Genomic DNA, 12,870 nt, shown 5'->3' with positions numbered 1-12,870 from the left:
ACCGCGTTATTCGCTCCCTGACCGCATTTCCGGACCTTGCAAAGCGAGGCCGGAGCGGGTAGCTAGAGCGCTCTTTCGCGGCCGTCCGCACCTTCGGACGCATCCGGGCCCCTTAAAGCCCAAAGCGAAAACGCGCCCGTAGCTCAGCTGGATAGAGCACCAGACTACGAATCTGGGGGTCAGGAGTTCGAATCTCTTCGGGCGCGCCAGCACTTAGCCGCTACTTACCGTGCAAAAATTATTGGCCTTTTACGGGATTTGCAAGGAAGCCGAGCTCGAGGTCCCGCGGCGGGCTGCTCCGGAAACACCGAAATTTTCGTCGGCACTTTTCAGTCGCTGTTCTGACTTCAGTGCCGGTGCGAGTCCGTCAGGCTCATACCTGAAGGTCGCAAATTCAAATCTTGCCCGCGCAACCAAATAAAGCCGTCAGTTCAATGATTTGACGGCTTTCCTTCCTCTCCTTGGCCGCTCGCCGTTCTCCATGTCCACACTGTGTCAACGAAGCCGATGCGCGCAGTGTCGGCATTTGACAACTCACGGTCGCGCAGCGTCGATCACGACCTCGGCGCCACTGAGCGGCGCGGATCGGCAACGCCATTTACTAAGCCAATAACGCGAGCTCGAATCTCGCTCGCTCCGCCAGCCTTTTGAGGCGGCCGTACTTTGAGCGCCCAAAAATTCAGAGGATTTGCCGCTTTGTTCGGGAGAATGTTGCGGCGGTTTGCGTATCCACCTCCTTCTAATTGATAGGAACGACTCCCGATTCGATACCGACCGATCCGGAGTTTGCGGGATTCGCCAATGCATGCCGACGCGCAACTGTGCGCTCAGGCACTGATAAGGTTTCTAACAGAAGCTGATCCGTCTCGCTCGTTGAAGCTACACCACGTTTGTCCGTCAGGTACTTGAAGGTCATAGGCACAAATGCGGCGCCCGCAACCCACACCCGGCAGCGGAGATCGCATCCTCTGAAAGCGCTTCTCAGCCGCTGGAAGCGGTTTATTCGCTCTTCTTACCGAGCGCGCTGTTTTTGGCTGCCAACCGTGAACGGTCTCGAGCTATCGAGCGCTTAGGTCAGGGTGAAGGGAATATCGACCGGATGAGTTGATGTTCATCTGGCAAATTCCGCCTGAGTATGAAGTCGTTCAATACGCGCCCCTGCGTGCTGCCCCGCGTGAACAGCGCAGCCAGCGAATGCCCATCCCAATCAGTCTCCAGCAGCCCTGATTGTGTTCCGACGACAGCACGACGTCCGTTCCGTTCGACCAGCAAAGGTACCGTCTGCCCTTCCACTGTGGCCACTAGTGTGCATCTGAAGCCGTCGAGCTGCAGGAGCCTCGCGAGGCCTTCCAAATTCTGAGCCTGCGCTGACGTAGTAAGCTCGGGCGGGATCTCGCCTGAAAGAGCGTATCTCAGCAACTGAGCGCCAATAAACCGGTCAAGCCGATCCTTCAGGTGCTGGTTGTGATAGTGACGCAGGCAGCTTTCGCATGAGCGGTCACAGCTTGTGGGACAATGTTCCAGCAAGTGAAGCACATCCTTCAGAATCTCGGTCAGGTACTTGCCTGCAAGCTCGGCGTAGCCCGCGCCGCCTGACAAGGTATCGTACAAGTACACATCCAGGAAAAGCTGATCGTCCTCGTTTGAAGGGACGATACGGAAACCCGAGCCAAACTCCGATGGGTCCAAATCCAATTGCGGATGCCTGCTGGCGGCGAGACGTAGTGCCTCCGATATCGAGTAAAGTGCATCCTCAATCGCCCGAAGGACGACCGGATCGTTCGTGTCGATTGCCATTGGAGGCGCAACGGTGAAGCGCATCAAAAGGAGGTCAGTCGAAAACACGTGCCCCAAGAAGACGTTGTGGAAAGCGCCCGAACAGAGGCGGCTGGGCTTTGGCTGATTGAATCCATACTCGATTGAATAAGGCCGCTCATGTGGGGCCCCAACTGGCCGCTCGGTCTCCGCTCGCCCGCATTTCTCGCAAATCCAGAATCCCGCCGATGCGTCATCCTGGATCTGTCCCTTGTTTGCTGTCACGAGTTCTCGGTCAGCGGTCACCGCGAACGCGAGCCTTGGTCCTAATGGCTGCATTTCCGGCAAATCGTTTGTGCCGACAGGCACCGGAAACTGGGCGCCCGTCGCGTATGTGATTTCCTGCTCCCGGTCATCCTCGGGAAGTGCGCGTCCACCCTCCGGCAAGAATACCTGCGGTTCGATCATTCGCGTTCGCTCAAGCGTCCCACTGCAAACCGGACATTCGGTCTCTGTCGCATCTTCATTCTTGAGATCGCGGACAAAGCTGCATGTATTGCAGTGAACCAGTTCAGCCACCTCATCGAACAATTCGGCTGCACGGTCATGCTCGGTCGGGAGGACGTTGGCAACGACACCTCCGGATCGATAAGTCTCTTTATTGATCACAATCAACCGACCTGGGGCATACTCGCTAAGTGCTTTGCTGATCCCCTGTTGAGGCCGTTCGATAATCTCCATCTTCCATTCGCTGCCGTTCTTCTGTTTCACGAGCTTCTCTACGAGGAAACTTGTCAAATCCGTCGGGAAGGCATAGCTCGGCAGCATTCCGCGGCTAAACAGAAATTCCAGCAACTCTTCGTCGCCCAGCGCGTTGCGATCGTCATCGACGCTGGCGCCCTCGTCGTCATTACCGTCCGGCTGTGGGGCCGCGGCGGTTGTGGAAGGAGGGCGCATCTCTGACTTTATAATTTCGAGAGCCGCGATCAGATCCCGTGCAACGCCGCCAATCCACAAGTCGAGGTCGCCGCCAGGGACACGCAACGAGGACGGAAGCCACGATTTTATCTGTGCGCGATTGGAGCCAATTGCCGATATAACGTTCTGATCGACCCACAGCTTGAACGCTCCAAAGCTGGGTCCACTATTCTCGTCTCCGAAGAAGAAGTCGCTTGCCTTGCCCAAAGCACGAAACAAAGCGGACGTTTGATTTCCGGTCGTGATGTTGTGCTCGTCCATATAGCGGTGGAAAAAAGTTTGCAACAAATAGGAGGCTACGTGACGGCGAGCGATCTTCGGGTTGTCAATTTTAATGTCCGGATTTCGAGGCGGACCAGCGACAATGGCTTTGGGATTGTCGTAGTAGTAGCTATCGTGCGGACCGTTCTGCGCGTAGGTCAGAACGGTCGATACGGACGAGCCTCTTCGTCCGGCTCGCCCGGCCCTTTGTTGGTAGTTCTCACGCTGTGGCGGGACGTTTCGAAGCCCGACCGCGACAAGGGAGCCAATATCGACGCCGACCTCCATTGTGGTTGTGCAACTGAGAACGTCGATGGGGCGGTCGCGGGGTTCGATTTGAATGTCGCGGAAGCGCAGTTCGAACTTTTCGGTGGTCGCGTGAACCCGCGTATTGTCGCGATTGGACAATTGAGCGGTATGCTCTTCGACTGAAATACTCCTAAGCTTTCCCTGAGGACCAAGAGCCTGCTGAACGGGGTCACGCCAGAAGCTCTTTCGCGCGCGGATATATTCGCTCGCTTGTGGGTCGAGAGTGTCAAGTTCGGTCGAAGCGCAGGATACGCAGTGACCCCGGATCGTGAAGGGTGCAAGCTCCGTACACTCGCGACACTGGTACCACGGAGCCGCGAGATCTATATGAATTCGGACCTTACTCGGATCAAGGAAATAAGCATTGTTGTTGTGCTTCCAGGCGAGCTCACCCATGATGTGGTTTTCAATCGCCGGCACGTCGGTTTCAGCGATCCCCAGAATGCGGGATAACCGAGTCCGAAGTGTGCGTTCGAACTTGCCATCGCTTCCCCAGTCCGCCGACCAGAAGCCCGCGGCCATTGAGCGGATTGCCGCCGGTATCTCCCGATCAAGGGCAAACCGGTCGCACAGTTCTGAAATCCAGGCGGCGGCAAGGTCGTCGATATCATTGTCGGAGAGCGACGCGACTGCGGCGCGCAACGTTCGTCTCAGTTTCTCTTGAGCGCGGGCAATGGGAAGCACAATGCCAACAGAAGTGCCCGAAAGTGAATAATATCGCCCGCAAAGCTGTTTGAGCAGCGCGACCTTGTAGCGCGCCGGAGTATCCGAAGGGGCAAAATCAGATAGAAGCTCTGCCAGGTCCTCCCCGTCATGGTCCCGGTTCAGGCGCTCGATTTCGTTCTCGATTTGCCGAGCGTCGTTGCGATCAAACATCGGCAAGTTGAAGTCCCGCAAGACGGTGAGAACAGCAATATACAAATGGACATTTGGACGCGGCTCCCGTCCAATGTGCCGAAGCCGGGCTGCGGCAACAGCTAAGACTTGCCGGAAAATATCCTGTTCGACTTCCCGCGGGATGTCGCGTGCCAAGCGCGCAGCCTTTTGACGGCCATCCGAAAAGAGCAGAACTTTTCGGCCACCGTTGGGAAAGAGACGTGTCTCTTCCCTGACGGCTGGTTGCGCATCAAGCTGGGTTTTCACAAGGTTAGCGAAAGGCGCTTCGCCCTTCGTGGAGTGATCCATGATCGTTGACCGACCGCTCCGCAAGGTGGTTCTGCGGCAAACAGGACAGGAGGGAAACCGAACGCTCCGCGACCAGTTATCATCTTCTGGAAGGAATACGCGCCGGAACCCGTCGGTATTCCCGGGAGAGGCGTGCAACACTCTTCCGCTCTTCACGTCAAGCCATGCCGAAATGCACCTGTCGGCTCGATCCCTATGCGGTTCACCGTCAACCAGCAGTTCGACCTCGGCCAATGGAGCTTCTTGTCCCTCCCGAAGGAGGCCTGAAGGCTGATGCCACAAGAAATCACCATGCGGGCCGCTCATGTACCCCTTAATGAATCCCGTTCCACATTCGCGATGTGTGGAAAGTTCATACACGCGCGAACCGCATTGGCATCGCTCGCGGGCGTGCGTATGGAGCCTCCCTAAAACGGGTCGCGAATGACGTTCGCGCACATGCTGGCATTCGGAGTTGATGCACGCGAACAGCGCCGGCAAACCTCTAAAGAACATGTGCAGGCGCGTTGGAAGGAGTACACGCTTGTCGACCTTTCGACGGGCGTAGGTTGCAATTGCGATTAGCGCTGCTGTCGCTCCTTCTGCGTGCCGGTTGTCGCCAAACAGTCCATTCTGCAACTCTGGCAATGGCATGGCTTTCCCAGCGACCAACTGAATGAGCCGTTCGGCCGGCCCGAAGCCTGTCAGATTCGCAAAAAGGTAGTCGGCTAAATCATCATCTGCGGAAAGGACGGGCCAGCCCAGTCGTGAGCTCAGTGCTGCGACGACGGCCCGTGCACCGGCCTGATTAGTCGCATATGTTTCAAAGCCCTCCAAATCGAACGCGTCCAGCGCGGCAGCTTCCTGCTCTGTCCCCTGCCTCTCACCCATCCGCTCTTCTCGGGCGCCGCGGATAACCTCGAATGTCCGCGGGCTCTGGTCTGCCAAGCCCGTAAGGTCGTAACCGAACCGTGTGATAGCTCTCGTCGCTTCCTCACTGCTGCCCAAGCTGGCGCTCGTCAATATGAACCGGACGCGCTCTCTCGATACATTCAGCCGAGAGAGCAGCCTGCGAAGAAGAAGCGCAACCTCAGCGCCCCCCGCGCCCCGATACATGTGGGCTTCATCGAGAACGATGATGAGCTCATTCGCAGAGTCGGCCTGTAGCCATTCGCGTGTCTGCTGAAAAATGGGACGCTCGATCGGCCTCATAAGCATGTATTCGAGCATCGAATAGTTCGTCACCAGAAGTTCGGGGCATCGCGTCTGCGTCTCGTGACGCGTCATCAGCTCACGGTCATTGACCTGTGTCAGAAGCCGGTTCTTCCAGTTTCGTCGCCTGATCTGTTTTCCGGTTCGCGTGGTCTGCATCTGCTCCGCTTGCTTGCCGAAAAAGCCAGCGAGATCCTTCTCCGGCAATTGCCCGATAGCGCGAAGCTCGGCCTCCTTCTCGGGTTCTGCAACAATGGGAAGATAGAACTCTTCGAAGAGCGGCTCTATCCGTTCCGTGTCACGCCGAGAATCCCTTGGGCCTGGATAAGCCGTGCGGCCCGTGTAGCTGGCGAATCGGACCGGCAGTGCGCGGCCGCGCCGGATGATTTCGGAGGCATCCTTGGTTCCGAACAGCCGCCGAATTCGCGATAATTGGTCGTTCACAAGCGCATTCATTGGATAGAGGAGCAGCGCCCTGACGCCGGGAAGAGCCGCCGATCCGGGGCGCTCTGCGACTTCGACTGCCAACTGCCCAATGATGGGCATCAGGAAGCTTTCAGTTTTGCCCGAGCCTGTGCCGGTTGCTACAATGAGGTCAGTCTTACGCGCGAAGAACGCTTCAAGGGACGTTGCTTGATGAACATAGGGCCTGGGATACAGACCGACATTCAGCCCCGCGAGTTGCGTTAGAACGTCCTTCGCGGGCTCAGGCAGCGCAAGGCTATCGTAGGTCTTGCCGAGTTCGTAAACAGGTGTCGACTCAACAAACGGAACCTGGCTGACCGCGCCGTGTTCCTCGAGCAGCTTGCGGCGTTCTCGAATGAGGCTCTCATCCCGAATATGGTACTGGGCTTCAATATAGGATCGGAGACTTTCCGTAAGCCGGTCAACAGTGGCGTGGACACCATGGTCGGAGCTTGCAGCAGGACGAGTCATTCAACCGGTCTCCGTGAAATGGTCGGATTTATCGATAACCGCTCCAGTGCGCGCAGCACCAAAGGCAGCGCATGGCTGTGGAACGTCAGCGTTTCGTCACCGGAGGCACTCACGCGTGGCCGCCATCCCAGGGCGTAGATCCGACTCTCGGGCTCAGGCAGCGTGAGCGGCTTCTCGATCGTAAAGGCATCACCCTTGAGAACCAGCACGAAGCGCCGGGGTGTACGAAGTTGACTATCCAAACCAAATCGAAGCCGTAAGCTTACATCGTGCGGGACTGCCGCATGGCGTTGAAGCACATGCGATCCATCCCTGTATTCGAAATATCCGAGATAGAACGGCCGATCATATTGCAGGGCGTAGCGCCCCTTGGGGCGGCACAGGCGAATCCCATCCAAGGGTCGGGAAACCTGGTCCACCGAGATCCAGCGCCCACTTCGCCGCTGGGCGCGCAAAATATCAGGGCCGTAGACCTCAAGCTGATCGACCAGGAGACCGCCCACCTTCTCCATGCTCGTTTCGGCAGCGGAAATGAAGTTCGCCGTCCAGAGATCGAGGGGTTGCGCAGGGCCAAGCCAGTCGTCAACATCCTGGATTAATCGCGGTTCTTTCAAACTTATTGTTGATATGAACCGAGCGGTGCCGGCGCACAGAACGTCCGTGCCGAGCCTTTCTTCGACCGCACCCATCGGTGCTGAGCCAAGTATGAGCGCATGAGCCGATTGATCAGATGTAACAATTCTCAGCGGCGTTGCGATCCATTGTCCTTTGCCAGAATCCCAGGCGTCTCCGAGGGTTGCTAAGCGACGCAATATGTCATTGCTGTAGTCTTCCTTTGGCGGAGGGCGAAAGGAATTGAAGACATCGGAGTCAATCGGCCACGCAACATCCACCGCGCGGCGGGCCGTGGCAAGCAAACGAAGCGTATGAACCGCCTGCGTTCGATCGCTGCTCATCGCGCCAAAGAGTACCGCTCGAATTTGTTCTGCAACGCTGCTTGCAATCACTGCGGACCGATCCTGCGGGCAACGCATGATGCCGGCGAGAACGGCTTCGATTCTCTCCTGAGGCTGCTCTTCGATCTTGATCATAAGCGACCGCCGTCCTGTGAGAAATCGATCGACAGCACGGCCGCAAGGCGCGGATCGACGGCAGACCCGTCCTTTCCTGAGTCCACCTCCTCGTCAACCTGATCTTTTGTGACCCCAAGCGCATGCCAATAAGGCAAAAGCCATCCATAAAAGAGTGATTGGACAGGCGTCACGCCGGTACGCTTTCGCGCCAGACTGAGCGCGCGGAACGCGTTCAGTATCGCTCGCTCGACAGCCGGTTCCCGCCTGTTTACAAACCTTCGTGCAAGCCGGGAGGCTTCTTCGATATCGGCGGACTGCTTCGCCAATTCGCTCCAAATAGCCGCATCCGCAGCCGCCGAAACCATACCAGACTCGACAGCGAATTCGCCCGTGTAGCCGGTTCGCCAATCCAATAAATCAAGATCAAAAACAGGGCCGAGCTCGAACTGGCTCCTCTCGATCGGCAGCGAAGCAACGCCTCCCGCAAAAGTGCCGAATACGGCAATCCGTCGATCAGCCAGAACCTTCTGACGTGCGGTCAGGCAATCCAAAACTGCTTCGCGAATGATCGGCAAGGGAACCAAATCGACGCCGTCAAGCACGATCGCGCCAATGCCCGCACCGTTCTGGAAGGCTGAGTTGATGGCCGCACGCAATTCGATATCGCTATCGAGGCCAACCGGAAGTGATATTCGCGCGACTGAATGTCCTCCGATCGAGCGCGCGAGCCCTCTGGCGACATAGCCCGCAAAAGATCCTTTGAAGAACAGCGCCTGACGGGCGGCGAAGCTGGCAGCACATTCTTCTCCGAAGACCTCGGCGGCAGATTTTCGCAAACCCACAGCCTGCAGGGCCTCAGAAAATGCCAGCCCAATTTGACTAATCGCTTCCAGGTTCTTGCAAGCCTCTTTCGGATCGGAAAGCGAGTCCCATTGAAGCCTTGAAGAAGTACCGCCGCGGCCAAATTGGACATGGCCGGGTGCCTGATCCGCAGTCCCGGTCGCGCCCGCGCCCGGCTTAGCTTCTAAATCCGTAACGCGGGTGGCAATCGCGACGATCTTGTCACTGAGCGTTCTGTCTTCGCTCAACGTGATGAGATCGCGTGTCAACAGCTCCAACTCGGACTGAATGCGTGTGACGCTCGCGCTTAGCGTTTGCTCGCGTGCGGAAGCGTCAACCATCACCACCGAGAATTTGGCAAGTGTTTCCTGTGTGCGGCTCATATCGGGGACTTGAGCCTCAAATGACGAAAATCGAGTACGAAGTTCCTCAACGCTGTCGGATTGCGTCTTCAGTCGCGTTTCTGTCGTCTTGTCCTTCGCGCTCACGCTATCGCGCAGGCGCGTCAACTCACCCATCTGTTGCTGGAAGTCAGCGCGGATGCGATCAATCTCCTGCCTTGATTGAGTGGTCGTGGTCCGAAGCTCTCGGATCTCGGACAACGCATGGGCGAGTGACCGCGCATTTTGATCAATGCGCTCGGTCGCGGCCTCGAGACTAGCTCTCGTTTCCTTCAGTTCGCTTTCGGTTCGTTGCAGTCGCTGCGGCACATCACTGAATTTTAAATCGCGTTCAACGTCAGACGCCGCTTTTGAAGAAGAGATCATCTTCTGGGAGACAGCAGTTTCTGGCAAAGGGCTAAAGGCCATGAAGCGTTCAATCAGCTCTCGCGTGCAAAGGTTCAGCCGAGAGTCCTCATTGAGCTTCGCGAACAGCGCATCAACCTTGGTCTCGGTCGCAAGACGCCGCGCTTCTTCGTCCAGAGTACCTTCAGGTGCATCCTCCACCTGGTCGATTAACTCCTGCACCGTCGCGGCATTCTTGAATTTGGCATCCACCCACTCACGCCAAATGAGATATAGGTTATGAAAGTCCCGGTCGGATGCGTTGGGGCGGCTCAATCTGCGAGCAAGCGCCGCCTTTTGTTGTGAAATGCCAAGGCTGCTCGTCGGCCGAAAGCCATGAATTTTGGGGAGCAGGCGGGAGACCCGCTGCATGCCTGCGACGGGTAGTTCGTCGAAGAAGGTGAGGAAGTCTTTCTCGCCGAGGGTCTGAATGCGCGCCTTTGCCTCAGGGCCTGGAGCAATGCGATCGTGCGTAGAATTATGACGGTCAGCCATGGGATCGATCAGTTCGCAATGTCTCAACGTCCCGCTGAATTGAGCGAAGATGCCCGATCAAAGTGGACGGGACTCTAAGATCACCAAAATGGGCAAGCAGCATCGCGTCAGTCATCGCGCGCAAGCAATAATGGTCCGTATTCTGATAGGAGCGGCAGCTTTGAGCGAGCCACTCGATGCGTGCCCGAAGTGCGGCCGGGATTGCTAGTCCTTGACGATTCTCGCTATTGGACGGACGCGGCACAGCGGAAGCCGCAAATCTCCCGAATGGACCGAAATCGAGATCAATATCAGATGAGGTATTTCGCAGTGTGTCGTTCAGAGCCTTGAGGAGTTCGTCAGGCAGCCTTGCATTGAAGTCAGACACGGTTCCGGTGCACGCTATCAATTGCTCCTGCCAAGCCCCATTTTGAGTTCTCCAGCGCAAAACGCCGCTGAGCGAAGAATGCGCATGCATCTCCGTCAAGAAGGCGCTGCCTTCGCGGATTTCGAACAGCAATTCTCGGCCAGAGGTCGTGTGGAGAGCTGCTCTCTTTTTTCCCCGAGGCCCTTCGGAAGCTGCGACAACGCATATCTCGTCAACATCGGAGTACGTTTTTGGAGCGAGCGTGCCAACGAATGTCTCATCCCAGCTAACATGGATGGCGTTCTCCGTTGCCGAGTCCCTTCCGCGAACGACAAGGTAGTGGTCGCGTCCGCCGTTCCGAAGCTCGACGGTCGCATTGGATCGCCCTGTTGTGAAAGTCAATTCGCCGGGCTGGCTGGGATCGGTGGACCGGAGAGCAAGGACAATGTGTTCGCTCGGTGGGACATGAACCTCACCGTCGACACCCAAAGAAAAAAGTGGCGGATAAACGAGGGCCCAATCCCGGGTGCTGCGGCCAATAGAAAGGTCGCAATGCTCGCTGAACCAGGCCTCGATCTCCTGGTCCCCTGCGTGGGGGAGGGCGACAAGTACACAATCCCAATTCTGGCTCCGCGCCAGATATCGCGCGGACAGTCCCGCGGGTAAAACGATTTGGCGATCGGCGCGCCACACAAGGTAGTAGCTGGAGCCCCAGAACAGCGCATATGTGCGCGACTTCAGCTTGGCGTGAGCTGCGCCAAAAACATTTATGAAGTCCACACTCAGGCCGGAAATGCGATGCGTCACCGCTTCGCGGTATTCCTGGCACACTTCATGGCTGACCCAGCTTGCGCCGAATTCAGATGTTGCAGGGTTGACAGTGTATGTCTCAGACCCGAGTGCGAGCTTGGTAAGGCTGATCTTGCGTGTGTCATTAGAACCCAAGTCGATTGCGATTTGACCATGGGCGTCTGGCGCACGGGGAACGTTCAGCCGCAACCGCCAATTTCTTGCGGCCTTCGAATCCTTCTCCGGTTCGAGTTCAATGCAAAGAAGAAGAGGATCAACAACCTTGGGCTGTGGGACTGCAGTGGTCTGCGACCAATCGTACGACAAGTCACCCGAATAGTGAAATTCCTCGCAGTCCGGCTTCCCTTGCCCGGGCATATGCGCAAAGTGCTCTGCGCGGTAGCGGCCCGAGCGGAGCGATACGGCTGCCTTGCAAGTTGGGCACACGTAGTCGCCCCAGTGCTTCGCCCGGGTGGCGGGGATAATCTTTCCGCCTCGTCGCTCCTTGGCCCAGTACATTTACCCGCTCGCTTGGTTCCGAAACGGTATCGTTGCCTGCTTTGCTATGTCTGTTTTCGATCTTTGCGTCACAACGAGAGAACGAAAATCCTCATGCGTCCACGCTCGGAACTCAGGTCGCCGCTCTGCTCGCGGAACAATCCAACGCGCACGCGCCAACTCGGCGATCTCCGCCACGGACTTAAGACCGCGGTAGTTGGCCTTGACCGCTTCTCCGCGTAGGATCTTGTGCGCATTCTGTGCGAGCTCGCAGACGAATACCTCTCTGCCAATGCCATGGCGCAGCAGGTCAGCCTTAAAGCCGAGAGCATCGAAAGACGCGCGAATCGTTCTCAGGCGCCAGTTGGGTCCTTGCCCGAAACCGTGGCCATCGACATATCGGTGTCCCTTCGTGCGAAGATAATCGCGGAGCTCCAGAAAGAGAGTTTCGGGTACATGGAAGTGGCCCCATCCCTGGGTAAATCCAATCGATCGGAAATAGCTTTGTTCGCCAAGCTTCAGGCGATTGTAGACCGACGACCTTCCTAGCGACGAACTTGTCGTTACAACGACCAACTGCGCTCCCTTCTTCTTCTTCGAAATGATGCCTCGCGTCGAGCCATATCGCTCGGTGAAATCATCGCGCACCTCTCGCGAACGAACGAGACACGAAACGAGCTTTCCACCAAGGAGCATATTGTAGGGCGGAATCGAACCGAGGACATAGGCGTCCAGCATGTTGACGAGGCGCTTACCCCTATCCGCGACGCACCACTTAAAAAGATCGTCCCTGGCCTTCAGATTGAAGACGGGATCGCCAATCGCAATGATGCCCATCAGCTTGCCATTGCTGCGATCCCAAACGAGATATCGCAGTCGGCGGCCGAACCCATTCGAGACGGGTACTGACCACGACAGACTGGCGAGCCGGAAAAGATCCGATTGCCAAGTGTGGGACTTAATGAGCTCGAGCTCGGGTGCAATCCTCTCCGGGTCGATGTCCTTCCCTTCTGCGAAGTATTGCTTCAGCTTCGGATAGACTCGCTGAACGAAGGCACGGTTCGACTTCAATCCCGATTTCCGTTGATCGGAATGGAGAGCCCGGACAGTCTCTTTGGAGGAGGACGGCGGGACCAAGGAGCCATCCTCGGACTTATGAAATCCCAGTTTCCGAAGATGAGTGCGGATTTTTCGCTTGAGAAGAGCTTCGGGCGTAAACGCAGAAACAACGGACGACTTATTATTCATTCACAAGGCCCCCCAGCCTTGTATGCTTTTAGCAACTATTTGCCACCGTGGGTAGCGGCCAGTGATTCTTCGTCCCGACGGCTACCGAAATCCTGGATGCACTTCAGTGGCTCTGTTGGCTACTTAACCTTTGGTCGTAGGAACCCACATCCATTGCTGCTGGGGATGTCGTCTATAGCGC

5 protein-coding genes and 1 tRNA gene are annotated in these 12,870 nt (G+C 56.9%); 1 reads left to right on the top strand and 5 read right to left on the bottom strand.

Annotation, left to right across the window (positions count from 1 at the left end):
- Positions 1-132: 132 nt before the first annotated feature.
- Positions 133-209, top strand: a tRNA-Arg gene (locus QA643_RS36905).
- An 865-nt stretch (positions 210-1,074) separates the two neighbouring features.
- Here QA643_RS36905 and QA643_RS36900 read toward each other — a convergent pair.
- The 5 genes from QA643_RS36900 to QA643_RS36880 are packed head-to-tail and all read right to left on the bottom strand — an operon-like array spanning position 1,075 to position 12,512.
- Positions 1,075-6,615 (bottom strand): DEAD/DEAH box helicase, encoded by a 5,541-nt coding sequence (locus QA643_RS36900; RefSeq protein ID WP_283030625.1) that lies wholly within the window; start codon positions 6,613-6,615, stop codon positions 1,075-1,077.
- Positions 6,612-7,706 (bottom strand): hypothetical protein, encoded by a 1,095-nt coding sequence (locus QA643_RS36895; RefSeq protein ID WP_283030624.1) that lies wholly within the window; start codon positions 7,704-7,706, stop codon positions 6,612-6,614. The genes QA643_RS36900 and QA643_RS36895 overlap by 4 nt, the downstream gene beginning before the upstream one ends.
- Positions 7,703-9,808 carry a hypothetical protein gene (locus QA643_RS36890; protein ID WP_283030622.1) on the bottom strand — a complete coding sequence of 702 codons (2,106 nt, stop codon included), beginning with the start codon at positions 9,806-9,808 and terminating at the stop codon, positions 7,703-7,705. Before QA643_RS36890 ends, QA643_RS36895 begins: the two co-directional genes overlap by 4 nt.
- Positions 9,801-11,462 carry a hypothetical protein gene (locus QA643_RS36885; protein WP_283030621.1) on the bottom strand — a complete coding sequence of 554 codons (1,662 nt, stop codon included), beginning with the start codon at positions 11,460-11,462 and terminating at the stop codon, positions 9,801-9,803. The genes QA643_RS36890 and QA643_RS36885 overlap by 8 nt, the downstream gene beginning before the upstream one ends.
- On the bottom strand, positions 11,463-12,512 hold the full coding sequence (locus QA643_RS36880) for a Druantia anti-phage system protein DruA (protein WP_283030620.1): 1,050 nt from the start codon (positions 12,510-12,512) through the stop codon (positions 11,463-11,465).
- Between the last annotated feature and the right edge of the window lie 358 nt (positions 12,513-12,870).

Origin of the sequence: Bradyrhizobium sp. CB3481, assembly GCF_029714305.1 — a bacterium.
In the GTDB taxonomy this organism is placed as follows: Bacteria; Pseudomonadota; Alphaproteobacteria; order Rhizobiales; family Xanthobacteraceae; genus Bradyrhizobium.
This window is presented reverse-complemented; position numbering and strand designations above follow the sequence as displayed.

Bases quoted from the DNA above. Each gene is read 5' to 3' on its own strand.
- QA643_RS36900 (WP_283030625.1), bottom strand. From the start codon at position 6,615: ATGACTCGTCCTGCTGCAAGCTCCGACCATGGTGTCCACGCCACTGTT.
- QA643_RS36895 (WP_283030624.1), bottom strand. From the start codon at position 7,706: ATGATCAAGATCGAAGAGCAGCCTCAGGAGAGAATCGAAGCCGTTCTC.
- QA643_RS36890 (WP_283030622.1), bottom strand. From the start codon at position 9,808: ATGGCTGACCGTCATAATTCTACGCACGATCGCATTGCTCCAGGCCCT.
- QA643_RS36885 (WP_283030621.1), bottom strand. From the start codon at position 11,462: ATGTACTGGGCCAAGGAGCGACGAGGCGGAAAGATTATCCCCGCCACC.